The sequence below is a fragment of the Streptomyces changchenzhani genome, assembly GCF_039766235.1.
In the GTDB taxonomy this organism is placed as follows: domain Bacteria; phylum Actinomycetota; class Actinomycetes; order Streptomycetales; family Streptomycetaceae; genus Streptomyces.
On the sequence record NZ_JBDHNH010000012.1, the window covers coordinates 53,911 to 76,751 of the forward strand.

At 71.9% G+C, this 22,841-nt stretch carries 21 protein-coding genes; 13 read left to right on the forward strand and 8 right to left on the reverse strand.

The features are described 5' to 3' along the window. The first annotated feature begins 4 nt into the window (after positions 1–4). The 8 genes from ABCR94_RS31910 to ABCR94_RS31945 are packed head-to-tail and all read left to right on the forward strand — an operon-like array spanning position 5 to position 7,401. The gene (locus ABCR94_RS31910) at positions 5–1,426 is read left to right on the forward strand and encodes an L-fuconate dehydratase (RefSeq protein ID WP_521978301.1); all 1,422 of its coding nucleotides are present in this window, start codon (positions 5–7) and stop codon (positions 1,424–1,426) included. Next, positions 1,423–2,241 (forward strand): SDR family NAD(P)-dependent oxidoreductase, encoded by an 819-nt coding sequence (locus ABCR94_RS31915; protein ID WP_347124165.1) that lies wholly within the window; start codon positions 1,423–1,425, stop codon positions 2,239–2,241. The genes ABCR94_RS31910 and ABCR94_RS31915 overlap by 4 nt, the downstream gene beginning before the upstream one ends. Then, positions 2,238–3,299 carry an aldo/keto reductase gene (locus tag ABCR94_RS31920; protein WP_347124167.1) on the forward strand — a complete coding sequence of 354 codons (1,062 nt, stop codon included), beginning with the start codon at positions 2,238–2,240 and terminating at the stop codon, positions 3,297–3,299. The genes ABCR94_RS31915 and ABCR94_RS31920 overlap by 4 nt, the downstream gene beginning before the upstream one ends. Continuing rightward, positions 3,296–4,090, forward strand: coding sequence for a (Fe-S)-binding protein (locus tag ABCR94_RS31925; RefSeq protein WP_347124168.1), 795 nt, complete (start codon positions 3,296–3,298; stop codon positions 4,088–4,090). Before ABCR94_RS31920 ends, ABCR94_RS31925 begins: the two co-directional genes overlap by 4 nt. Next, the gene (locus tag ABCR94_RS31930; protein WP_347124169.1) at positions 4,090–5,559 is read left to right on the forward strand and encodes a lactate utilization protein B; all 1,470 of its coding nucleotides are present in this window, start codon (positions 4,090–4,092) and stop codon (positions 5,557–5,559) included. The genes ABCR94_RS31925 and ABCR94_RS31930 overlap by 1 nt, the downstream gene beginning before the upstream one ends. Beyond that, positions 5,556–6,233 (forward strand): LutC/YkgG family protein, encoded by a 678-nt coding sequence (locus ABCR94_RS31935; RefSeq protein ID WP_347124171.1) that lies wholly within the window; start codon positions 5,556–5,558, stop codon positions 6,231–6,233. The genes ABCR94_RS31930 and ABCR94_RS31935 overlap by 4 nt, the downstream gene beginning before the upstream one ends. Then, complete coding sequence (locus ABCR94_RS31940; RefSeq protein ID WP_347124172.1) at positions 6,230–6,541, forward strand: L-rhamnose mutarotase; 312 nt, start codon at positions 6,230–6,232, stop codon at positions 6,539–6,541. Before ABCR94_RS31935 ends, ABCR94_RS31940 begins: the two co-directional genes overlap by 4 nt. Next, positions 6,538–7,401: an amidohydrolase family protein gene (locus ABCR94_RS31945; RefSeq protein WP_347124174.1), complete on the forward strand. Its 864-nt coding sequence runs from the start codon at positions 6,538–6,540 to the stop codon at positions 7,399–7,401. The genes ABCR94_RS31940 and ABCR94_RS31945 overlap by 4 nt, the downstream gene beginning before the upstream one ends. Before the next feature lie 161 nt (positions 7,402–7,562). Here the strand turns inward: ABCR94_RS31945 and ABCR94_RS31950 are convergent, their stop codons facing one another. The 5 genes from ABCR94_RS31950 to ABCR94_RS31970 form a co-directional block, all read right to left on the reverse strand. Next, entirely contained in the window at positions 7,563–8,954 is a 1,392-nt protein-coding gene (locus ABCR94_RS31950; protein WP_347124175.1) for a carboxyl transferase domain-containing protein, read from the reverse strand. Continuing rightward, positions 8,947–10,383 (reverse strand): acyl-CoA synthetase, encoded by a 1,437-nt coding sequence (locus ABCR94_RS31955; protein WP_347124177.1) that lies wholly within the window; start codon positions 10,381–10,383, stop codon positions 8,947–8,949. Before ABCR94_RS31955 ends, ABCR94_RS31950 begins: the two co-directional genes overlap by 8 nt. Before the next feature lie 115 nt (positions 10,384–10,498). After that, positions 10,499–12,070, reverse strand: coding sequence for a sensor histidine kinase (locus ABCR94_RS31960; protein ID WP_347124179.1), 1,572 nt, complete (start codon positions 12,068–12,070; stop codon positions 10,499–10,501). A 38-nt stretch (positions 12,071–12,108) separates the two neighbouring features. Further along, positions 12,109–13,146, reverse strand: coding sequence for a rod shape-determining protein (locus ABCR94_RS31965; RefSeq protein WP_347124181.1), 1,038 nt, complete (start codon positions 13,144–13,146; stop codon positions 12,109–12,111). 196 nt (positions 13,147–13,342) lie between these two features. Beyond that, positions 13,343–13,912, reverse strand: coding sequence for a hypothetical protein (locus ABCR94_RS31970; protein ID WP_347124182.1), 570 nt, complete (start codon positions 13,910–13,912; stop codon positions 13,343–13,345). A gap of 112 nt (positions 13,913–14,024) precedes the next feature. Here ABCR94_RS31970 and ABCR94_RS31975 point away from each other — a divergent pair, with 112 nt between their 5' ends. Then, positions 14,025–14,798 carry an SCO2400 family protein gene (locus ABCR94_RS31975; RefSeq protein ID WP_347124184.1) on the forward strand — a complete coding sequence of 258 codons (774 nt, stop codon included), beginning with the start codon at positions 14,025–14,027 and terminating at the stop codon, positions 14,796–14,798. 61 nt (positions 14,799–14,859) lie between these two features. Here the strand turns inward: ABCR94_RS31975 and ABCR94_RS31980 are convergent, their stop codons facing one another. Next, complete coding sequence (locus ABCR94_RS31980; RefSeq protein ID WP_347124185.1) at positions 14,860–15,285, reverse strand: MarR family winged helix-turn-helix transcriptional regulator; 426 nt, start codon at positions 15,283–15,285, stop codon at positions 14,860–14,862. A 92-nt stretch (positions 15,286–15,377) separates the two neighbouring features. Between ABCR94_RS31980 and ABCR94_RS31985 the strand changes: the two genes are divergently transcribed. From ABCR94_RS31985 to ABCR94_RS32000, 4 genes are all read left to right on the forward strand, one after another. Next, complete coding sequence (locus ABCR94_RS31985) at positions 15,378–16,397, forward strand: NADP-dependent oxidoreductase (RefSeq protein ID WP_347124186.1); 1,020 nt, start codon at positions 15,378–15,380, stop codon at positions 16,395–16,397. A gap of 67 nt (positions 16,398–16,464) precedes the next feature. Beyond that, positions 16,465–16,893: an organic hydroperoxide resistance protein gene (locus ABCR94_RS31990; protein WP_347124188.1), complete on the forward strand. Its 429-nt coding sequence runs from the start codon at positions 16,465–16,467 to the stop codon at positions 16,891–16,893. Positions 16,894–17,107: 214 nt separating this feature from the next. Continuing rightward, positions 17,108–17,878: an IclR family transcriptional regulator gene (locus ABCR94_RS31995; RefSeq protein WP_347124189.1), complete on the forward strand. Its 771-nt coding sequence runs from the start codon at positions 17,108–17,110 to the stop codon at positions 17,876–17,878. Continuing rightward, on the forward strand, positions 17,875–18,726 hold the full coding sequence (locus tag ABCR94_RS32000; RefSeq protein WP_347124190.1) for an SMP-30/gluconolactonase/LRE family protein: 852 nt from the start codon (positions 17,875–17,877) through the stop codon (positions 18,724–18,726). Before ABCR94_RS31995 ends, ABCR94_RS32000 begins: the two co-directional genes overlap by 4 nt. A 94-nt stretch (positions 18,727–18,820) precedes the next feature. On the opposite strand, the gene ABCR94_RS32005 is transcribed toward ABCR94_RS32000, so the two are convergent. Further along, positions 18,821–21,346: a M14 family zinc carboxypeptidase gene (locus ABCR94_RS32005; protein WP_347124192.1), complete on the reverse strand. Its 2,526-nt coding sequence runs from the start codon at positions 21,344–21,346 to the stop codon at positions 18,821–18,823. A gap of 258 nt (positions 21,347–21,604) precedes the next feature. After that, on the reverse strand, positions 21,605–22,840 hold the full coding sequence (gene mmsB, locus ABCR94_RS32010) for a multiple monosaccharide ABC transporter permease (RefSeq protein WP_347124194.1): 1,236 nt from the start codon (positions 22,838–22,840) through the stop codon (positions 21,605–21,607). Between the last annotated feature and the right edge of the window lies 1 nt (position 22,841).

A 22,841-nucleotide genomic window follows, 5' to 3' on the forward strand; every position in this document is an offset into this window, starting at 1 on the left:
TTACGTGACCGCGACCGCAACAGGTCCCCGCATCACCGCCGTCGACACGTACGACATCAGATTCCCCACCTCGCGGCAGCTCGACGGCTCCGACGCGATGAACCCCGACCCTGACTACTCCGCCGCCTATGTGGTGCTGCGCACCGACGCGCCCGACGGGCACCAGGGGCACGGCTTCACCTTCACCATCGGGCGTGGCAACGATGTCCAGGTCGCGGCGATCGAGGCACTGCGCCCGCACCTGATCGGCCGTTCCGCCGACGAACTGTGCGCCGACCCGGGCACGCTCGGCCGCGACCTGACCGGGGACAGCCAACTGCGCTGGCTCGGCCCCGAGAAGGGCGTGATGCACATGGCGATCGGGGCGGTCGTCAACGCCGCCTGGGACCTGGCCGCCAAACGGGCCGGCCTGCCGCTGTGGAAGCTCCTCGCCGACGCCGAACCCGAATGGCTCGTCTCGCAGATCGACTTCCGCTATATCGCCGACGTACTCAGCCCCGAGGACGCGCTGATTTTGCTGCGGGAGGGCCGGGTCGGATCGAGCGACCGCGAGGCCCTGCTGCGCGCCAACGGCTACCCCGGCTATACCACTTCGCCCGGCTGGCTCGGCTACTCCGACGAGAAGCTGACCCGGCTCGCCAAGGAGGCCGTCGCCGACGGCTTCACCCAGATCAAGCTCAAGGTCGGCGCGGACCTCGCGGACGACATCCGGCGCATGCGGGCCGCGCGCGCCGCCGTCGGCTCCGGCATCCGCATCGCGATCGACGCCAACCAGCGGTGGAACGTCGGCGAGGCCATCGACTGGACGCGGGCGCTGGCTGAGTTCGACCCGTACTGGATCGAGGAGCCGACCAGCCCCGACGACGTCCTGGGACACGCCGAGATACGCAGGGCCGTCACCCCGGTGAAGGTCGCGACCGGCGAGCACGTACAGAACCGCATCATCTTCAAGCAGCTCCTCCAGGCCGGGTCCATCGACGTGCTGCAGATCGACGCGGCGCGCGTCGGCGGGGTCAACGAGAACCTGGCGATCCTGTTGCTCGCCGCGAAGTTCGGGGTGCCGGTCTGCCCGCACGCGGGTGGCGTCGGGCTGTGCGAACTGGTCCAGCACCTGTCGATGTTCGACTACGTCGCGCTGTCCGGGACCACCGAGAACCGGGTCATCGAGTACGTCGACCACCTCCACGAGCACTTCACCGAGCCGGTGGTGATGCGCGCCGGGCACTACACGGCGCCGGACGCGCCGGGGTTCTCGGCGACCATGTACCCGGAGTCGATCGCCGAATTCACCTACCCGGGCGGCACGTTCTGGGCCGCCGACCTGGCGGCGGACACCCTTACCGCTACTGCTGCTGCCGGAGCATCCGTCAGTGCCGATGCCGCCGCCGGTGCCGCTGCCACTGCTGCCGAGGAGGCCGCCGTATGACTGAGCAGAACCGATCCGATCCGAGCACGCCGGACCGGCTGGACCCCAACCGGCTGGACCCCAACCGGCTCGACGGGCTCAGGGCCCTGGTGACCGGCGGTGCCTCCGGCATCGGCCTCGCCACCGCCCAGCTGCTCGCCGCGCGCGGCGCCGAGGTCGCGGTGCTCGACCTCGACCCGTCGGGCGCCGGGGCACCGCTGCTCGGCATCAAGGCCGATGTGTCCGACGACGCGTCCGTACGGGAAGCGGTCGCCACCGCGGTCGCGCGGCTCGGCGGGCTCGACATCCTGGTCAACAACGCCGGCATCGGCGCCGCGGGAACGGTCGAGGACAACGACGACGACCAGTGGCACCGCGTCCTGGACGTCAACGTCCTCGGCATGGTCCGCACCAGCCGCGCCGCCCTGCCGCACCTGCGCCGGTCCGCACACGCGGCAATCGTCAACACCTGCTCGATCGCGGCGACCGCCGGTCTGCCGCAGCGCGCGCTCTACAGTGCGAGCAAGGGCGCCGTGCTGTCGCTGACCCTCGCCATGGCCGCCGACCACGTACGGGAGGGGATCCGCGTCAACTGTGTGAACCCCGGCACGGCCGACACCCCCTGGGTCGGCCGGCTCCTCGACGACGCCGACGACCCGCAGGCCGAACGGGACGCGCTCAACGCCCGCCAGCCCATCGGCCGGCTGGTCAGCGCCGCCGAGGTCGCCGCCGCCGTCGCCTACCTGGCGAGCCCCGCCGCGGCGTCCGTCACCGGCACCGCGCTCGCGGTGGACGGCGGAATGCAGGGGCTGCGCCTGCGCCCGGCCGAGAAGTGAGCGGCCAGCGGCCGGTGGCCACCCTCGGGCGCAGCGGTGTCCCCGTCACCGCACTGTCCTTCGGGGCCGCCGCCCTGGGCAACCTCTTCTCCGCCGTCACCGACGAAGCCGCCGCCGCTTCGGTCGACGCCGCCTGGGACGCGGGCATGCGGTACTTCGACACCGCACCGCACTACGGCCTGGGGCTCTCGGAGCGGCGCCTCGGGGCGGCCCTGCGCGGGCGGGACCGGGACACGTACACCCTGTCCACCAAGGCGGGACGGCTCCTGGAACCCGACCCGGACGGCCGGGTGGGGCGGCAGGACGAGGGCTTCGCCGTGCCGGCCACGCACCGCCGCCTCTGGGACTTCAGCGCCGACGGCATACGGCGTTCCGTGGAGGACAGCCTGGAGCGGCTCGGGCTTGACCGGATCGACGTCGTCTACCTGCACGACCCCGACGACCATGCCGAGCAGGCGTTCCGCGAGGGATACCCGGCGCTGGAGCGGCTGCGCGCCGAAGGCACCGTGCGGGCGATCGGCGCCGGCATGAACCAGACCGGCATGCTCACCCGGTTCCTCCGGGACACCGACGTCGACGCGGTGCTGTGCGCCGGCCGCTACTCTCTGCTCGACCAGCGCGCCGCCCACGAGCTGCTGCCCGAGGCCGCCGCGCGCGGCAAGAGCGTTGTCGTCGGCGGGGTCTTCAACTCCGGTCTGCTGGCCGACCCGCGTCCCGGTGCGACGTACGACTACGCGGCGGCCCCGCTGGACATGCTGGACCGGGCCCTGCGCATCAAGGCCGTCGCCGGGCGCCACGGCGTCCCGCTGCGCGCCGCGGCCCTGAGCTTCCCCTTCGGCCAGAGCGCCGTGGCGAGTGTCCTGGTCGGGGCGCGTTCGGCGGCGGAGGTCACCGATGCGGCAGCCATGCTCGCCACGCCCGTGCCCGCCGCGCTGTGGGAAGAGCTGCGCGCGGAGGGGTTGCTGGCGGCGGACGTACCGGTCCCACCTGTGGCGGCGGACGTACCGGACCCGTCGGAGGCCGGACGGCAAGGCGTGCGGAGGTCGGGCAGCGCATGAGGATCGCCCTGTTCATCACCTGCTTCAACGACACCATGTTTCCCGACACCGGCAAGGCGGTGGTCTCCCTCCTTGAACGGCTCGGTCACACGGTCGAGTTCCCGCAGGCCCAGACCTGCTGCGGCCAGATGCACTTCAACACCGGCTACCGCCCCGAGACCCTCCCGATGGTCCGCCGCTTCGCCGGCGTCTTCGAACAGGGCGAGTACGACGCGGTGGTGGCCCCCTCGGGCTCGTGCGTCGGCATGGTGCGCGACTACCACCGCGTCGTTGCCGAGCAGTACGGCGACGCCGCGCTGGTACGGCGCGTCGACCGGATCACGCCCAAGGTGTACGAGCTCTCCGAGCTGCTCGTCGACGTCCTGGGCGTCACCGACGTCGGCGCGTACTTCCCGCACCGCGTCACCTACCACCCCACCTGCCACAGCCTGCGCATGCTCCGCGTCGGCGACCGCCCCCTGCGGCTTCTGCGCGCGGTCAAGGGCATCGACCTGGTCGAGCTGCCCGCCGCCGACACCTGCTGCGGCTTCGGTGGCACGTTCGCGCTCAAGAACCCGGACACGTCGAACGCGATGCTCGCCGACAAGATGCGCGCCGTGCTCGACACCCGCGCCGACATCCTCACCGCGGGCGACAACTCCTGCCTGATGCACATCGGCGGCGGCCTCGACCGGCTGCGCACCGGCGTCGGCACCCGCCACCTCGCCGAGATCCTCGCCTCGACACAAGGACCCGCGACACAAGGACCCGCGACACAAGGACCCTCGGCACAAGGACAAGGAGCGGCCTGATGCCCGACAACGTGACCTGGCTCGGCGCACCCTCCTTCCCCGAAGCCGCCCGCACGGCCGTCGCCGACACCCAGCTCCGTACCAACCTGCGCAAGGCGACCGGCACCATCCGCGACAAGCGCCTCGCCGTCACCGCCGAACTCGACGACTGGGAGCAGCTGCGCGACGCGGGCGAGGCGATCAAGCGCAGGACCCTGCGCCACCTCGACGAGCACCTGGTGCGCCTGGAGGAGTCCGTTACCAAGGCGGGCGGCCATGTCCACTGGGCGGCCGACGCCGCCGAGGCCAACCGCATCGTCACCGATCTGGTCAAGGCCACCGGCGAGCGGGAGGTCGTCAAGGTCAAGTCGATGGCGACCCAGGAGATCGCGCTCAACGAGTTCCTCGCGGCCGAAGGCATCACGGCGTACGAGACCGATCTCGCCGAGCTGATCGTGCAGTTGGGCGACGACCGGCCCTCGCACATCCTGGTCCCCGCCATCCACCGCAACCGCGCCGAGATCCGTGAGATCTTCCGGCGCGAGATGGGCCGGTGGGGCCGCCCCGCACCCGAGGGGCTCACCGACAGGCCGAGCGACCTGGCCGACGCGGCGCGCCTGCATCTGCGGGAGAAGTTCCTGCGCGCCAAGGTCGCGGTGTCCGGGGCGAACTTCGCCGCCGCCGACACCGGTACGGTCGGCGTCGTGGAGTCCGAGGGCAACGGCCGGATGTGCCTCACCCTGCCCGAGACCCTGATCACCGTGATGGGCATCGAGAAGGTCCTGCCAGCCTTCGAGGACCTGGAGGTCTTCCTCCAACTGCTGCCGCGCTCCTCGACGGGCGAGCGGATGAACCCGTACACCAGCATGTGGACGGGCACGACCGACGGCGACGGCCCGAGCGACTTCCACCTCGTCCTCCTCGACAACGGCCGCACGGCGACGCTCAAGGACACCGTCGGCCGCCAGGCGCTGGCCTGCATCCGCTGCTCGGCCTGCCTCAATGTCTGTCCGGTGTACGAGCGCACCGGCGGCCACGCGTACGGGTCGGTCTATCCGGGTCCGATCGGCGCGGTCCTCACCCCGCAGCTCGTCGGGGTCGGCAAGGACGACTCGCACGCCGACTCGCTGCCGTTCGCCTCCACGCTCTGCGGGGCCTGCTACGACGCCTGTCCCGTGAAGATCAACATCCCGGAGGTGCTGGTCCATCTGCGGGCGAAGGTCGTCGAGTCCAAGCGCGCCAAGAGCCGGGTGCCGACCCCCGAGGCCCTCGTCATGAAGGCCGCCGCGGCCGTCCTCAACTCGCCCGGACGGCTCTCGGCGGCCCAGCGCCTGGCGAACCCCGCCGCCCGGCTCGTCTCGCGGCGCGGCACCATCGGCAACTTGCCGGGGCCGCTGAGCCGTTGGACGGGCACCCGCGACACGGCGGTACCACCCAAGGAATCGCTGCGGGCCTGGTGGCGACGGACACGCGAGGAGGACGCCAAGTGAGCACCCGGGAGACTGTGTTGGGCCGGATCAGGGAGGCCCTGACCGACGTACCTGCGACGGAGTGCCCCGACGACGTGCCCGTTCCGCGCGAGTACCGCCACTCGCACACGGGCCCCGATGTCGTCGGGCTCTTCGCGGAGCGCGTCGCCGACTACCGGGCGACGGTGACCCGTACGCCGGACGACGGGATCCGCGAGGCCGTCGCCGCGCGCCTCACCGCGCGTGGCGTACGCACCCTTGTCGTCCCGGACGGCTTCCCGGACGCGCTCCTCCCCGCAGGGGAGTGGACCGTCCTGCGCGACACCGGGCCGCTCACCACCGCCGAACTCGACGCTGCGGACGGCGTGTTGACCACGGCGGCACTCGGTATCGCCGTCACCGGCACGATCGTGCTCGACGCGGGTCCCGGCCAGGGGCGCAGGGCGCTGACGCTGCTCCCCGACTACCACCTGTGCGTCGTACGGCAGGACCAGATCGCGGGCGATGTGCCGGAGGCGCTGGGGCGCCTCGATCCGACCGCGCCGCTCACCTGGATCTCCGGCCCTTCCGCCACCAGCGACATCGAACTCGACCGGGTGGAGGGCGTGCACGGCCCGCGCACGCTGGAGGTCGTCGTCGCGGAGCCCACCGCCTTGAACGTCCCGAATACGGACCCGGATACGGAGTCGTCATGAGAGTCGCCCTGCACACCCGCGTCAGAGCCGACCTGATCGAGGAGTACGAGCAGGCGCACCGGGAGGTCCCGGCCGAACTGACCGCGGCCATCCGGGCCGCCGGGGTCGACTCCTGGACGATCTGGCGCAGCGGCGCCGACCTCTTCCACCTCATCGACTGCGCCGACTACGCGGACCTCCTCGCCCGGCTGGAGAAGCTCCCGATCAATATCGCCTGGCAGGCCCGCATGTGCGAACTCCTCGACCTCGCCCACGACTACTCGGCGGAGGGCGCGGGGGCGGGGCTGCCGGTGGTGTGGGCACTGTGACCCCGGCGCGCGTGGTCGACGCCCATCACCACGTCTGGGACCTGTCCGTCCGCGACCAGGACTGGATCACCGGGCCCGAACTCGCCCCGATCCACCGCGACTTCCTCATCGCCGACCTCGCGGCGGAGACGGCGTCCGCCGGGGTCGACGCGACGGTGCTCGTCCAGACGGTCGCCGTGGCGGAGGAGACTCCGGAGTTCCTCTCCCTCGCCCGTACGAGCCCACTGATCGCGGGCGTCGTCGGCTGGACCGACCTCACCGCGCCCGGAGTCGCCGATGCCCTCGCCGAGCTGCGCGAAGGTGTGGGCGGCGAATACCTGGTGGGCATCCGGCACCAGGTGCAGGGCGAGGCGGACCCCGGGTGGCTGCTGCGGCCCGATGTGCGGCGGGGGCTCGAAGCGGTCGCCGCGGCCGGGCTCGTCTACGACCTGGTCGTACTCCCCGGCCAGCTCACCGCCGCTACGAAGGCGGCGGCGGCCCACCCCGGACTCACCTTTGTCCTGGACCACTTGGGCAAGCCGCCGGTCGCGTCGGGCGAGCTGGAGCCCTGGGAATCGGACGTACGGGCGCTCGCCGCGCTGCCCAACACGGCCTGCAAGCTGTCGGGCCTGGTCACGGAGGCGCGCTGGGCGAGCTGGCGCGTTTCTGACCTGCAGCCGTACGCGGACACGGTGCTTGACGCGTTCGGGTCCGGGCGGGTGATGTTCGGCTCGGATTGGCCGGTGTGTGTGCTGGCGGCGACCTACGGGGAAGTGCTGGGCGCTGCGCGGGAGTTGGCGGCGGGGCTGGGGGAGAGCGAGCGGGCGGAGGTTTTCGGGGGGACGGCAGATCGGGTGTACGGGCTGGTGGGGACGGGGTAGGTCGCTGCGCGGGGCTGAAGATTGCCGTATGCGGCAACCTTTCAGCCCGTCCGGGGGTCTGGGGGCTTGACCCAAGCTTCAGGAAGGGGCGGGTAGGGGGAAAGCCCCGCAGGGCACCCCGCACCCCGCACCCCGCACCCTGCAGGGCACCCCGCACCCACCTACCCCCGCCCCACAACCCCCCGCGCCATCCCCAGCTCCACCAAGTCCTGCGGACGCAACCGCAATTGGTCCGCCGTGTCCCGTACCGCCCCCGCCGGTCGCTTGAGGATCGCCGCTGCCGCCTCCGGCGCGATGACGGAGAAGTAGCTGTCCGGGGTGACCCAGGTGTGGTCCGGCGCGGCCAGCGCCAGCGCTCCGCCCGAGCCGCCCTCCCCGATCACCAGCGTCGTCACCGGCACACTCGCGGTGGCCACCGCCGCGAACGTGTCGGCGATCGCCGCCCCCGCCCCCGCCCGCTCCGCCCGGTGGTCGTTCGCCGCGCCCGGCGTGTCCACCAGGGTGAGGACGGGGACGCCGAGCCGGTCTGCGAGCCGGATCAGCCGGGCGGCGGTCCGGTAGCCGGCCGGCAGCGTCGCGGTGCCGCACTGGGCGGCGTACGCGACGGTCCGCCCCTCGCGCAGCCCGAAACCGCACAGCATCCCCGGGTCCACGCCCCCGCAGCGGTCGCCACTCACCGGCTCACGCAGCTCGAAGTACGCGTCGAGGTACGCCCCGGCCCGAGGACGGCCGGCGGCACGCGCCCGCAGCACCGCGTCCCACCCGGTCTCCGGCGGCTGCGCGGCGACGAACGCGGCGGGCGGCGGCGCGGGCGCCGGGGGGCTGTCCGGCCGACCGGCCAGCAGCGTCAGCCAGCGCCCCAGCGAGGCACGCAGCTCCTGCGGCGCCACAACCTGGTCGATGTGCCCGGCTGTCAGCTGGCCCTCCGCCGTGTACGCGGCCGGGTCGGCGTCCGGTGGCCGTACCCGTGACCCGGCGAAGCCGACCTGTGCGCCGGACAGTGCCAGGATCACATCGGCGCCCGCACCGAGCGTGGCCCAGCCACCGCCCGTCGTGGGGTCGCGCAGGACTGCGATCTGGGGCAGCCCGGCGGCCCGGTTGAGCGCGGACTGGTGTGCCACGCGCTGGAGTTGGGTGAGGGCGCGCATGCCCTCCTGCATCCGGCTGCCGCCCGTCGCGACGAGTGAGACCAGCGGCAGCCGCTCCTCGCGGGCGGCGGTGTACGCGGCCTCGATGCGGTCGCCGGTCCGCTCGCCCAGCGACCCGCCGAGGAAGCCGAACTCGAATGCCAGCAGCACGGCCCGCCGCCCGCCGAACGCGCCGAAGCCGCAGACCACGGACTCGCGTTCGCCGGTGCGCTCCTGGGCGCGGGCGTGTGAGACGTCGTAACCCTCCCAGCCGATCGGCCCGTCCGGCGCGGACGCCCGCTCGGACACGGCGAGTTCGGCGAAGGTGGAGTCGTCGACAACCGCACCGATCGCTTCCCGGGCCGTCAGGCGCCCGGCCGTCGCGCGCCCGGCCGTCGCGCGCCCGGCCGTCGTGCGCTCAGCCATGCTTCAGTTCCCGCTTCATGATCTTGCCCAGGTCGTTGCGCGGCAGAGCGGCGAGATGGTGGACAACGCGCGGACGCTTGTGCGGCGCGAGCAGCCCGGCCACATGGTCCGCCAACTCGTTGAGTCCAGGCGGCTGTTGGGGATCGGTCGGCACCACCCAGGCGACGATCCGCTCGCCCAGGTCCTCGTCGGGTTCACCCGTGACGGCTGCCTCCCGCACGGCGGGGTGTTCAAGGAGCGCGTTCTCGATCTCGCCCGCGCCGATCTTGTAGCCGCCGCTCTTGATGAGGTCGGTGGTCTTGCGTCCGACGATGCGGACCTGGCCGTCGGCGTCCCTGGTCGCCATGTCGCCCGTACGGAACCAGCTTCCGTCGAAGGCGGCGGCGGTCGCGTCCGGCCGGTTCAGATACTCGGTGAAGAGATTCGGGCCCCGCACCTGGATCTCGCCCACGCTCTCGCCGTCGTACGCCGTGATCTCGCCGCCCGTCTCGTCGACGAGCCGCAGATCCACACCGGGCAGCGGCACCCCCACGGTGCCGGGGCGGGCAGTTGCCGGAGTCGAAGAGCACAGCATCAGGGTCTCCGTCATCCCGTACCGCTCGACGACGCTCCGGCCGGTCGCGGCGGTGATCCGCCGATGGTCGCGGACGGGCAGCGCGGCCGACCCGGACACCAGCAGCCGGGCCCCCGTCAGGGCCTTGACCAGCGACGGGTCGCTGTCGAGCGACTCGGCGAGCCGGTGGTACATCGTCGGTACGCCGAACAGCATCGTGGCCCCCGCGCCGAGCTCACGCGTGACGCCCGCCGCGTCGAACCTGCCCAGGTGGCGCACCTCGCCGCCGTGCCGCAGCGGGCCGAGGACGCCGAGGATCAGTCCGTGGACGTGGAACAGCGGCAGTGCGTGCACCAGCACGTCGTCGGCCGTCCACCCCCACGCGTCCTCCAGCGCGTCGAGCGTCGCCGCGATCGCCCGGCGCGGCAGAACGGCGCCCTTCGGCGGCCCCGTCGTGCCCGAGGTGTAGACGACGAGGGCGGGGGAGTCCGGCGGGACCTCGGCCGGCGCCTGTCCGCCCGACCCGGACAGTCCGACGTCGATACGTACCAACTCATCCAGCGCCGCAGGGAGTTCGGTGCCGGGCGCGGCCAGCACCATCGAGGGCGCACTGTCCGCGACGATGTGCGCCAGCTCCCGCTCGCCGGTCCTGGGGTTGAGCGGCACGGCGGGCACCCCGGCCCGTAGCGCGGCCACCACGCCCACCACGGTCTCCAGCGACGGAGTCGCCCAGACGGCGACCCGGCCCGCCCCGCCGATCCGGGCGGCGACCGCGTCGGCGGCGGCGGCCAGCTCCGCGTACGTCAGGGCGCGCTCGCCGAACCGCACGGCGGTCCGGTCGGACGTCGCGTCCAGGGCGGGCAGTAGAGGGAACACCGGGCGCACTCCTCGCTGTCGACAGGGCTGCATCGACTCTATGGCAGCGATCTACTGCAGCGAACATCGCTCAGCCGCCGCCCCCGACACCCGCCCCGCGCCTCCGGGCCCCCCATCAGAGCGCCGACTGCCAGCCGACCGTCGTCCCGTGCACCCCGTCGTCCCCGGTCCCGTCGTCGCGGACCGTCAGCCGCACCCCGTCCTGCCCGTCCGGCAGCCGCACCTTCGCGTTGATCTCCACCCGCACCGATGTGACCCCCGCCCGGCGGTGCGCCGAGGCCAGCGCGCCGCGCAGGGCCGTCAGCAGCTGTTTGTCCACCGGCTCCGACACCAGGGCGTCCACCGCGCCGGTGAAGTGCACCGACGGCGGGAAGCCAAGCAGCGCGGCGGCGCCCGCCGTCTCGCGCAGCACCCGGCCCCGGAAGGTGGCGGGTGCGTCCGCCGGGGGCTGTTGGAGGGCGAAGATCGTGGTGCGTACCTCCTGGATGGTGGAGTCGAGCTCGTCGACGGCCCTGCCGAGCAGCTCGTCCATGTCCGCCGCCGACGCCCGCCGCCGTGTGGACTCCAGCATCATCTCGGTGGCGAACAGCCGCTGTACGACCAGGTCGTGCAGGTCCCGCGCGATCCGGTCGCGGTCCTCGAAGACCGCGAGCCGCTCCCGGTCGTGCCGGCTGTCCGCCAGGACGAGCGCCAGCGCCGCCTGCGAGGCGAACTGCGAGGCGAGCAACCGGTCGACCGCCGTGTACGGGGTGCCGCCGGGGCGCCGGGGGAGCGCGAGCGTACCGATCAGCTTCCCGCCGCTCTGCAACGGCAGCATCATGCTCGGGCCGAAGTACGCCCGTACGGTCGTGGTCATCCGGGGGTCGGTCGCGGAGTCCTCGATGAACACCGGCTCCCCGCCGAGCAGTTGCTCCAGTACGGGGCTGCCGGGTTCGATGACGGTACCGATCAGGGCGTCCGGGTCGTCGAGGGTGGAGGCGGCGACGATCTCCATGCCGCCCTCCGGGGTGGGCTGGAGGATCACGCCCGCCGAGGCGTCGGCGAGGATACGGGCCCGCTCGGCCACCGTCATCAGCGCGTCGGCGGCGCTCTCACCGGTGAGCAGCGCCGTCGTCACGGCCCCGGCGCCCTCGATCCAGCGCTCCCGGCACCGGGCCGTCTCGTACAGCCGGGCGTTGCCGATCGCGATGCCCGCCTGCGAGGCGAGCACCCGCAGCAGCGCCAGGTCGTCGGCGGAGAACACGGCGCCCTCCGGACCCCGCTTCTCGGTCAGATAGAGGTTGCCGAAGACCTCCGTGTGCACCCGGATCGGCACGCCGACGAAGGACCGCATCGGGGGATGGCCGGGCGGCAGGCCCGCCGAGCGGACGTCGTCCGCGATGTCCGGGACGAGCAGCGGCCTGGGCTCGCGCACGAGATGGCCGATGAGGCCGGTGTGCCCGTCCGGCAGGCGCCCGATGCGCTCCCGGGTCTCCGCGTCGACGCCCGTCGTGAACAGCTCGGTGAGGACGCCGCGCTCGGGGTCGACGACCCCGAGCGCGCCGTACCGGGCCTCCGCCAGCTCGGTGGCGGTGTCCACGATGCGCTGGAGGGTGGTGCGCAGTTCGAGCTCCGTGCCTACGTTCAGTACGGCGTCCAGCAGTACCGGCAGCCGGGGCATCACGCTTCCCGCACTGTCCTGGTTCATGCCTTTCCCGCCGCCCACGCACCCTCCAACAGCACCGCTCAGTCGCTGAGCGGGTCGAGAACCATCGGCTGGATATTGCCTTCCAGCATCGCTCCGAGCCCCAGTACGGCGCAGGTGTCGGGCCGCTCCGCGATCTGCACCGGCATGCCGGTCGCATCGCGCAGCCGCTGGTCCAGGCCGGGCAGCAGCGCACTGCCGCCGACCATCATGATCCCGCACTCGGCGAGGTCGGCGACCAGGTCGGGCGGGCAGTCCCGCAGCACCCGCCCGATGCCGTCGAGCACGGCGGTGAGCGGGGTGTGGATGGCCTCGCGCACGGCAGCGGTGTCGACCTGTACGGAGCGGGCCAGGCCGGTGGCCACGTCCCGGCCGTGGATCTCGGTGGACGTCGGGCCCTGCAGGGTGAGCCCGTTGCCGCTGAGTGCCAGCTGGAGCGGGCGCACCGACTGGCTCGGCAGCATCAACTCGTGCTGGTGGCGCAGGTGTTGGATCACCGCGTGGTCGATGGCGTCGCCGCCGACCGGGATGCGCTGGGCGGTGACGATCGAGCCGAGCGAGAGGACCGCGACCTGGGTGGTCGCCGCCCCGCACACCATGATCATGGAGGCCGACGGCTGCTCCACGGGCAGTCCGCAGCCGACGGCGGCGGCGATGAGGGTGTCGACGAGCTCGACCCGGCGCGCGCCGAGCCCGACCAGGGTCTCGACAGTGGCACGCTGCGCGAGCGGGTCGGCGTCGTGCGGCGTGGAGGCGGCTGCCCGCAGCCGGGGCTTGCGGCGCAGCTGGCGGCGGAGCTTCTCGCCGAGCAGATGGCGCAGCATGCGCTGGGCCATCTCGATGTCGACGACGGTGCCCCCGGAGACGGGGCGTACCACGCGGATGTAGTCGGGCGTACGGCCCGTCATCTGCTCGGCGAAGGCACCGACGGCGATGAGCGCCCCGGTGCGGGTGTTCACGGCGGCCACACTCGGCTCGTCGACGACGAGCCCGACCCCCTTCACATACACGCGGGTCCTCGCGGCCCCGAGATCGACGGCGATATGGCAACGGCGCAACTGCTCAAGACTAACGGTCACGGCGAGTTCTCCCGAGAGCGCTGGCGCGGACGGTCCGGCGGCTGCCGGGTCCGAGGGGGGCTGACCCCTGTTCGCATCGTGCGGGGGACGCGTGGCGTGCGCGCGCTGGGATGAGCCGGTCGGGGGTACGGGCTGACGCCGTGCCAGGAGGCAGGCATCGCGGCGTCACGTCACGGGGCATCAGAGTCACGGCCCGTCAAGGTCGCGGGGCGTCAGTAAACCGCACCTCCTGCAACAGCCCCCAGGTGAACTCCGCGACGCACTGTCTTCCGTCGGGCATCGTGACCCCGAGCCGCCACCGGGTGGGCGCCGTGCCCTCCATCGGGCGGGCCGGCGGGAAGGCGCGGGCCACCTCGTCCACGGTGCACGACCAGGGGCGCAGATCCCCGGCCGTCCGCAGCCTGGGGGTGGCGGCGCCGGGGGCGCGGACCAGCCATTCGTTCCAGACGGCGCCACCGGGCGCGGTCAGCACCTCGAAGCGCAGGTCGGGCCAGAGGGGCACCGGCCAGGCGAGCGCGTCGCACTCCAGGTCGCCGATCCTGCGCCGTACGGACGTCTCGGGCGGCCCGAGCACCGAACGGTAGCGGGCCACACTGCCCCGGCCCCGAGGCGAGCGCACCATGGCCTGCCAGCGGCGATTTGCCTCGCGCAGCTCCGCGAGCGAGACGCCGAGCTCGCGGCGGGCGTCCTCGACGAGGTCCGGCTGGTGGTCGGCCATCCGGCGCAGCAGTACCAATTGGAAGTCGAGCGGCCCGAAAATCTCCATGCCCCCATCCTGCCCGGAGCCACTGACACGCCGCGGAAGGATCACTTCCACACGAGATCCTCACAGCCGGGCCTCCCTGTCACGCACCGCCGCCGCATAATCTGCGGGCGCCATGGACTACTGCCACGCCTGTCGCAGGCACCTCAACGGCGCCCTGGCCTGTGCCGGGTGCGGAGCCCCCGCCGGGGCGCTCGGTCCCATCGACCCCGTACGGGCCCCGGCCCCCGACGACGCCGCTCCTGCCGCCGCCGTTCCGGACGCCTCTGCTCCTGACGTTGCCGCGCCCGACGCCGCCGCGCCGCCCGCTGCGCCCGAGCCCACGGGTCACCGCCGCCGTGCCCGCGAGGCCGCGGGTACCCGGGGTGGCCGGGGCAGGGGCCGGACCAGGGCGCACCGGCGAAAGGGGCGCAAGGTGCTCCTGGTCTGCCTGGGCCTGGGGCTGGCCGGGGGCGCGCTGAGCCTGGCCGAGCTGGCCACGGAGTCCGCGGGCGAGGACCGGACGTCGGCCCCCACGGCGGACGAGAAGGGCGTGCTGCCCAGCCGCTCGGGCAGCGCGGACCCCCTGGAGGACGGCAGTACGCCGGCTCCGGGGAAGAACGCGGATCCGGACGAGTCGGCACGTACCGCATCGGCGTCCGCGAGCGCGTCGCCGTCCCCCGGAGCGTCGGACGCCACGCCTGCGCCCGGCTCCGCGTCGGCGACGGTCCCCACCGGGACGTCCCCCGCCGCGCCACAGGCGCCCACGAGCGGTACGAGCCAGGCGCCGTCGAATCCCGCCCCGCCTCTGCCCCCGTCGACGGAACCTGGGTCGGACCCGGAGCCCACACCACCCCCGGAGCCCATCCCCTCCGAGAGCTGCACGCGTTTCCTGTGGTGGTGCGAATGACCCGGCCGCAAGGCTGCTGAGCCATGACTGAGCCATGACTGAGCCACCGCTCAGTAGCCTCTCAGCCCGTGCCCAGCATCCGCTTGAGCAGATCGCGCAGCGTCGTCCGCTCCTCCACCGACAGCTCGCCGAGCGGCTCGCGCGCGAAGTCCAGCGAGTCGCGGAGCCTGGCCGCGGTGCTGCCGCCCGTCTCCGTGACGGCGGCGAGCTTGACCCGCCGGTCGTTGGGGTCGGGCCTGCGCTCCACCAGGCCGCGCGACTCAAGACGGTCGACTATCCCGGTGACGTTCGACGGCTCGCACTTGAGTTTCTGGGCGATACGACGCATGGGCATGGGATCGAGGGAGAGCAGTCCCAGTACGCGCGCCTGGGCGCCGGTGAGTCCGTGTTTGCCCGCGGCCTCGTCGTACTCCTCGTAGTAGCGGGCGACGACGGAGCCGATGAGCTCGACCACTTCGACGGTGAGCGGGTCTGTGCGAGGCGTCATGCCCTCCATCGTACCCATTTACTTGACAACATGAAATATCCAGGAGCATGGTTAGTTCACAACGTTAAGTTTTTTCGAGGAGGCCGTACCCCATGACCGCTCTGCCCACGACCGGCCGTTCCTGGCACCTTGTCGCCCGCCCGCACGGCTGGCCCAAGCCCGAGGACTTCGCTCTGCGCGAGGCCCCCGTGACCGAGCCGGCAGAGGGCCGGATCCTCGTCCGCAACCTGCACTTCTCGGTCGACCCGTACATGCGGGGCCGGATGAACGACGTGAAGTCGTACACCTCGCCCTTCAAGCTCGACCAGCCGATGGACGGCGGCGCGGTCGGCGAGGTCATCGCCTCCCGCGACGAGCGCTTCGCCGTCGGTGACCACGTGCTGCACGGCCTGGGATGGCGCGAGTACGCCGACGTCCCCGCCCAGCACGCCGTCAAGGTCGACGCCTCGCTGGCCCCCCTCTCCGCCTACCTCGGCGTCCTGGGCATGCCCGGGCTCACCGCCTACGCGGGCCTCTTCGAGGTCGCCTCCTTCAAGGAGGGCGACGCCGTCTTCGTCTCCGGCGCGGCCGGCGCGGTCGGCAGCCTGGTCGGCCAGATGGCGAAGATCAAGGGCGCCTCGCGGGTCATCGGCTCGGCCGGCTCCGCCGACAAGGTCAAGCACCTCACCGAGCAGTACGGCTTCGACGCGGCCTTCAACTACAAGGACGGCCCGGTCTCCCCGCAGCTGCGCGAGGCCGCCCCCGACGGCATCGACGTCTACTTCGACAACGTCGGCGGCGAGCACCTCGAAGCGGCCATGAGCTCGTTCAACGTGCACGGCCGCGCCACCATCTGCGGCATGATCGCGCAGTACAACAACACCGAGGCCACGCCGGGCCCGAGCAATATGGCGCTGATCATCGGCAAGCGGCTGCGACTCCAGGGCGTACTGGTCGGAGACCATGTCGCGCTCCAGCCGCAGTTCGTCGAAGAGGTCTCCGGCTGGATCCGCTCAGGCGAGCTCAAGTACGACGAGACCGTCGTCGAGGGCATCGAGAACGGCTACGACGCCTTCGTCGGCCTGCTCCGCGGCGAGAACACCGGCAAGATGATCGTTTCGCTCACCCGGTAGGGTCACCCCCAGCCGCCGCGGTCCGTGGGCGCGAGTCGCGGCGTACAAGCAGGAGGTTTTCTCAAGCATGACCATCCAGACGATAGACGTGAAGTACACCGCTGTCGCCACCGCCGAGAACGGCCGTGACGGCAAGGTCGCGTCGGACGACGGCAAGCTCAAAGTAGTGGTCAACCCGCCGAAGGAGATGGGCGGCAGCGGCGTCGGTACCAACCCGGAGCAGCTCTTCGCCGCCGGTTTCAGCGCCTGCTTCCAGGGTGCGCTCGGCGTCGTCGCGCGTAAGGAGAAGGCCGACATCTCCGGCTCGACCGTGACCGCGGAGGTCGGCATCGGCTCGACCGAGGCTGGCGGCTTCGGGCTTGAGGTCAAGCTCTCCGCCCGCATCCCGAACGTGGACGCGGCCACCGCGAAGGACCTGCTGGAGAAGGCGCACCAGGTGTGCCCGTACTCGAACGCGACGCGCGGCAACATCAAGGTCGAGCTGTCCGTCGTCTGACGCACCGCGCCGGCTGAACGCACCGCGCCGGCTGATGTGACATGAAAGGCCGTATCCCCCTCGGACGACCGCCGGGGGATGCGGCCCTTCGTCGTCCCCGGAGACTGTTTCGGAGCCGCCCGGCCATTGCCCGCCGAACTGGGCCACCGATAGCCTGTGTTCGTAATTCCGACCAATGGCCGGAGTGCCGAACAGAAGGGATGGGTGCCCGCCCATGGGACGACTGGTCCCCGCAGTGACCCGGTCGCTGGACATACTCGAACTCTTCCTCCAGGGCGACGGGACCCTCTCCGCGCCGGAAGTCATCCGCAAGCTGCAACTGCCGCGCACCACCGTGCATGAGCTGCTCACCACGCTCGCTGCCCGCAACTACCTGGTGGCGCTCCCCGACCAGCCGGCCCGCTACCGGCTCGGTGTACGGACGTACCAGCTCGGCAGCCGGTACGCCGAGCAGCTCGACCTGGCCGCCGAAGGGCAGCAGGTCGCCCGCGAGGTCGCCGAGACCTGCGAGGAGACCGTCCATGTCGCGATTCTGGAGGACGCGGACGTCATTTACATCGCCAAGGTCGATTCCACCCACGCGGTCCGTATGGTCTCGGCCGCCGGGCGCCGACTGCCCGCGCACTGCACCTCCGTCGGGAAGATGCTGCTCGCCTCGCTGCCCGGAGCCAGGCTCGACGCCACGATCGAGGGGCGCGAGCTGGCCGCGATGACCCCCAACAGCATCACCGACCCGGCCGAACTGCGTGCCGCTCTCGCGGTGGTCCGGGAGCGCGGGATCGCCGTGGAGCACCGGGAGTCCAATCCGGACGTGAGCTGTGTGGCCGCGCCCGTACGCGACAGCGTGGGCCGGGTGGTCGCCGCGCTCTCCATCTCGGTACCGATGATCAGGTGGAGCGACGAGCGGCAGGCCGACCTGGAGCAGCTCGCGGTCAAGGGCGCCGGCCAGCTCTCGACCCGCCTCGGTCACCGGGGCCAGGTATGAGGGCCGGAGGCGCCGAGATCGCCGTACGGGAGTGGGCCGCGCTCGGCGAGGGGCCGACCTGGGACGCGTCGGCGGGCCGGCTGATCTGGGTCGACATCCTGTCCGCGCGCATCCACACCTACGACCCGGTGAGCGGCAGCCGTACGGTCATGGCCACCGAGCAGCACGTGGGCGCGGCCAAGCCGCGCGCGGGCGGCGGCCTGGTGGTCAACCTCCAAGGCGGCATCGGCCTGTACGACGCGGACCTGGCCTTCTCCTGGCTGGTGCGCGACGCGGCGCCGGGCCGCCGGGGCAATGACGCGGCCGTCGCCCCCGACGGGGCGCTCTGGGCGGGCACCATGCGCTACGACGAGGCACCGGGCGGCGGGAACCTCCGGCGGGTCGCGCCGGACGGCGCCGTCACCGAGGTGCTGGGGGAGGTGTCCATCAGCAATGGCACGGGCTGGAGCCCGGACGGCCGGCTGATGTACTACGTGGACACGCCCACCCGCCGTATCGACGTCTTCGACGTCGACGGCGAACAGGCCCTGAACAGGCGCCCGTTGGTGCGGATCGAGGACGGCGCGGGCTTTCCCGACGGCCTGACCGTCGACGCCGACGGCGGCATCTGGGTCGCGCTCTGGGACGGCTCGGCGGTCCGCCGCTATACGAGCGACGGTGTGCTCGACCGGGTCGTCGAGCTGCCTGTACGTCGCCCGACGGCCTGCGCGTTCGGCGGCGCGGGGCTGCGCGACCTGTACGTCACCACGGCCCGGGTCGGGCTCGGCGCCCCGCACCCGCTGTCGGGGTCGTTGTTGGTGCTGCCGGATGCGGGGCGGGGGCTGCGGGGGGCGGCGTTCGGGGGCTGAGGGGGGCCGCTGCGCGGGGCAAGCCCCCGGACGCCCAAGCCCCTGTTCAAGTGACAGGGGATCAAGCACCGGACGCCTGGGGGCTATTCCGAGGTCAGCGCGCCGATTTCAGCAGTGCCCGGCCCACCTGCGCGTACGCGCCCTTGGGGTGCGCGCGGAACAGCGGCTCGGTGCCGAAGAGCACCACATCCGCGCCGCCCGCTGTCGTACCGCTGACGACCGCCGCCCGTCCGGCCGCGTCCTTCGGGCCGCCGCCGCCGGCTGCCGTACGCCAGTGGCCGGAGACCAGGGGATTGCCCGCGCCGTACGACTGCTCGACGCGGACGCCGGGACCGAGGTCGGTGAACCACAGGGGGGAGTAAACGAAGGTATGGCCGGGCGCGCCCCCGGTGACCGGACCGCCCGCGTTGACGACCTTCACCACACCGTTCGCGTCGCCGTTGCCCTGCACGGGCTTCGCGGCCAGCAGTTTGGCGTCGGCATTGAGCGCCGCGCCCGCCGCACCCCGACCGACCAGACCGCCGCCACCGGCCAGGAAGGCGTTGAGCGCGCCCCGGGCGGCCGGGTTGAGCTTGCCGTACTCCAAGCCGGCCGAGGCGAAGAGCACATCGGCCTTCGCCCAGTCGAAGCCCGCGTTGAGCGCGGCCGTCGACACGGGCAGCACCTCGAAGCCCATCTCGCGCAGCGCGAACAGCTCACCGGGGCTCACCGCGGCTGCGACCCGCGTGCGGTGCAGCGGCGCCACACTCTTGGTCTTCGTCGCGTGGAAGGCGACACCGAGACGGCTCGCCAGGGCGGTGGCCCGCTTGCGCGCGGAGCTCGGTACCAGGGCACTGCCGTCGGCCGCCCGCCGGACCTTCACGCCGTCCGCGAGCAGGGAGTTGAGCGCCTTGATCTCCTTGGGGTCGTCGAGCCGCAGCCGGAGCGCGCCGCGGGGTGCGACGTAACCGGTCGGGGACGCGGTCTGGACCGTACGCCCCGAGAAGTGCAGCCCGCCCGGGGCCTTTTGCACCTTCTCGACGCTCGCGCCCCACAGCAGCCCGAGGCTCCAGCCTGAGATGTCGTACATCGTGGAGACGTCCGCGCTGATGTCCCGCCCCTCGGCGAGCATCACATTGGCAAGACCGCGCTTGGGCTGACGCATGTCGACGACGTATGAACCGGCGGCATAACTCCGCTTACCGATGCGGAAGTTCGCGCGCGCACGCTCCACCCGCACATCGTTGGCCACCAGATGGTTGACGAGACGGGCCGCGGCGGTCGCGGAACGCTGTCCGCGCCCGGCCGCCGGAATGACGTACGCCCGCGGGAAGTTGGTGGTGTACACGTCCTCGGGACCGACGCCGGGGACGCCGGGCACGGTCTTCTCCGACACCTCCACCTGCGCCGCACCCACCGCGCCGCGCCGGAAGGTCTCGATCTGGTCGGCGAGCACCGAACTGCGGTGATCCGCCGTGTAGTTGAGCGTCGCGCGCATCGCCGCGCCCGCGATGTCCGTGTTGATGGCGGATCTGCGGCGCAGCTCGGTGACCGGAAGGGTCTCGTACGCCTGGTTGTTGACCTGCATCGGGAACTCGATGGTGTGGGCCGCGACCGCCCCCTGGAACGGCATGTACTGCGGGGTGAAGATCGGCGGCCAGTCGTCCCAGCCCTCCTCCTGGTCGCGGAAGGGGATGACGGCCGGATCGACCCCGTCCTTGGCGGGCGTGTAGCCGAGCCCGTTGACGGCCTTCTCCATGCCCAGTGCGTTCGCGTAGGAGTTCTTGAGGAACAGGTCGTACTCGTAGTTCTCGCCGTGCGGCGGGGTCGTCGGCTCGATGAGGGTGCCGTTGACGTACCCGTGCAGATCGATCATCACGGCGGGCTGCTTGGCGATGGCGATCTGCCGGATCGCCCGCGCCTCGGGCTGGGTGGCGGTGATGAAGTCCCGGTTGAGGTCGAAGCCATTGGCGTTGGCGCGGGTACCGGCGATCCGCCCGTCGGGGTTGGCGGTCACATTCAGGTAGATACGGGTCTTCGCCAGCAGGTCGGCGGTCTTGCGGTCCTTTGCCTTCGCCAGCTTCTCGATGAGCCCGAGGGCGGCGTCCGTGCCCTCCCACTCATTGCCGTGAATGTTGTTGTTGATCAGCACCGGAGCCTTGTAGGCCGCCTTGATCCGCCGGTCCTTGGCGGCGCGCGCCGGCGCGTTCTCGATCAGCTCCCGCATCCGCTCCTGCTCGCGCGTCGCGCCGGAACTCTCGGGCGCGGTGACGGTCACCAGATACAGCTGATGCCCTCCGGCCGACTTGCCCGCGACCTCCACGCTGACCCGGTTGCCCAGCTTCTGCAGGGCGTTGAGCTTCGGCGCGATGGAGTGGTACGGCGTGAGGCCGAGCTTGATGGACTTGTCGGCCGGGTTCGGCGCGGGCACGGTCAGCTCGGTGCGCCGCGGATACCCGCCGTCGCGGCGGAGACCCGGGGTCCGGGCGTCGAGTGCGTTCGCGGCGGCACCGGCCGGGGTGCGGGCGGCCTGTCCCTGAGCGGCCCGCTCGCGATGTGCGCCGTCCCCGTCACCGGCGCCGGGCCGGGGGCCGGGCTGCGCGGTGGCGGGGACGGGGGAGAGTAGAAGGGCGCTCGCCATGAGGGCGGTCGTGATCAGAAGGGGTCTAGGGATGCCTGGGCCCATGCGTGCGTACCTCCGGGTACGTGCGTCGTCGATCAGTACGGACATCAATACGGACATCAATACGGCGATCTGTACGCGCTCTGTACGGCGATCCGTACGGCGATCAGTACGGCGATCAGTACGCAGGGTCTACCGGTTCGATCCGGTCACGGCAAGAGGGTGCTGTGACGCATGGGTCATACGGGTGTGTCCGGCCGGTGCTCGCGGGCCTCGTCAGGAACCGACCTTCCGTTTGTTGTAGACGTCGAAGCCGACCGCCGCCAGCAGCACGAGCCCCTTGATCACCTGCTGGTAGTCGGTACCGATGCCCACCAGCGACATACCGTTGTTGAGCACCCCCAGGACCAGTCCGCCGATGACCGCGCCGAAGACCGTGCCGACGCCGCCGCTCATCGAGGCGCCGCCGATGAACGCCGCAGCGATGGCCTCCAGTTCGAAGTTCATGCCGGCCTGCGGTACGCCCGCGTTGAGCCGGGCGGCGTAGACGATCCCGGCGAGCGCGGCGAGCACGCCCATGTTCACGAAGACCAGGAAGGTGACGCGCTTGTCCTTGACGCCCGACAGCTTCGCCGCAGCCTGGTTGCCGCCCAGCGCGTACACATGGCGGCCCACGATCGCGTTGCGCATGACAAAGCCGAAGCCGATGAGCAGCGCCGCGAGCAGCAGCAGCACGACGGGCACCCCGCGGTAGCTGGCCAGGGTGAAGGTGAACGCGAGGACCGCGGCCGCCAGTGCCGCGCACTTGGCGAGGAACAGATTGCGCGGCAGGACGTCGAGGTCGTAACTCTTCTGTCTGCGGCGGTCGCGGACCTCCTGGAGCAGTGCGAAGGCGAGCAGCGCGAGTCCCAACAGCAGCGTCAGATTGTGGTAGTTGGAGGCCGGGCCGATCTCCGGGAGGTAGCCGGTGGAGATCTTCTGGAAGCCCTCGGGGAAGGGGCCCAGCGAGCGGCTGCCGAGGAGGATCTGCGTACCGCCGCGGAAGAGCAGCATGCCTGCCAGCGTCACGATGAACGACGGGATGCCGACGTACGCGATCCAGAAGCCCTGCCAGGCGCCCGCGACCGCGCCGATGACCAGGGCGAGGACCAGGGCCAGGACCCACGGCACATCGTGCTGGACCATCATCACCGCGCAGGCGGCGGAGACGAACGCGGCGAGCGAGCCGACCGACAGGTCGATGTGGCCCGCGATGATGACGATCATCATGCCGATGCCGAGGACCAGGATGTAGCTGTTCTGCAGGACGAGGTTGGTGACGTTGTTCGGCTTCAGCAGGACGCCGTCGGTCCATATCTCGAACAGGACGACGATCAGCGCGAGCGCGATGAGCATGCCGTACTGGCGCATGTTGCGGCGGGCGGACTCCAGCAGAACCGCGCCGGCCGTGGGCGCGGCCTTCGTGGCGGGTGGGGCGCTGTTCGGGTTGTCGGTGGTGGTGACCGGGGGCATC

Bases quoted from the DNA above. Each gene is read 5' to 3' on its own strand.
- ABCR94_RS31990 (WP_347124188.1), top strand. From the start codon at position 16,465: ATGACCATCCAGACGATAGACGTGAAGTACACCGCTGTCGCCACCGCC.
- ABCR94_RS31970 (WP_347124182.1), bottom strand. From the start codon at position 13,912: ATGGAGATTTTCGGGCCGCTCGACTTCCAATTGGTACTGCTGCGCCGG.
- ABCR94_RS31985 (WP_347124186.1), top strand. From the start codon at position 15,378: ATGACCGCTCTGCCCACGACCGGCCGTTCCTGGCACCTTGTCGCCCGC.
- ABCR94_RS31915 (WP_347124165.1), top strand. From the start codon at position 1,423: ATGACTGAGCAGAACCGATCCGATCCGAGCACGCCGGACCGGCTGGAC.
- ABCR94_RS31930 (WP_347124169.1), top strand. From the start codon at position 4,090: ATGCCCGACAACGTGACCTGGCTCGGCGCACCCTCCTTCCCCGAAGCC.
- ABCR94_RS31995 (WP_347124189.1), top strand. From the start codon at position 17,108: ATGGGACGACTGGTCCCCGCAGTGACCCGGTCGCTGGACATACTCGAA.
- ABCR94_RS32000 (WP_347124190.1), top strand. From the start codon at position 17,875: ATGAGGGCCGGAGGCGCCGAGATCGCCGTACGGGAGTGGGCCGCGCTC.
- ABCR94_RS31975 (WP_347124184.1), top strand. From the start codon at position 14,025: ATGGACTACTGCCACGCCTGTCGCAGGCACCTCAACGGCGCCCTGGCC.
- ABCR94_RS31940 (WP_347124172.1), top strand. From the start codon at position 6,230: ATGAGAGTCGCCCTGCACACCCGCGTCAGAGCCGACCTGATCGAGGAG.
- ABCR94_RS31925 (WP_347124168.1), top strand. From the start codon at position 3,296: ATGAGGATCGCCCTGTTCATCACCTGCTTCAACGACACCATGTTTCCC.
- ABCR94_RS31950 (WP_347124175.1), bottom strand. From the start codon at position 8,954: ATGGCTGAGCGCACGACGGCCGGGCGCGCGACGGCCGGGCGCGCGACG.
- ABCR94_RS32005 (WP_347124192.1), bottom strand. From the start codon at position 21,346: ATGGCGAGCGCCCTTCTACTCTCCCCCGTCCCCGCCACCGCGCAGCCC.
- ABCR94_RS31960 (WP_347124179.1), bottom strand. From the start codon at position 12,070: ATGAACCAGGACAGTGCGGGAAGCGTGATGCCCCGGCTGCCGGTACTG.
- ABCR94_RS31980 (WP_347124185.1), bottom strand. From the start codon at position 15,285: ATGACGCCTCGCACAGACCCGCTCACCGTCGAAGTGGTCGAGCTCATC.
- mmsB (WP_347124194.1), bottom strand. From the start codon at position 22,840: ATGCCCCCGGTCACCACCACCGACAACCCGAACAGCGCCCCACCCGCC.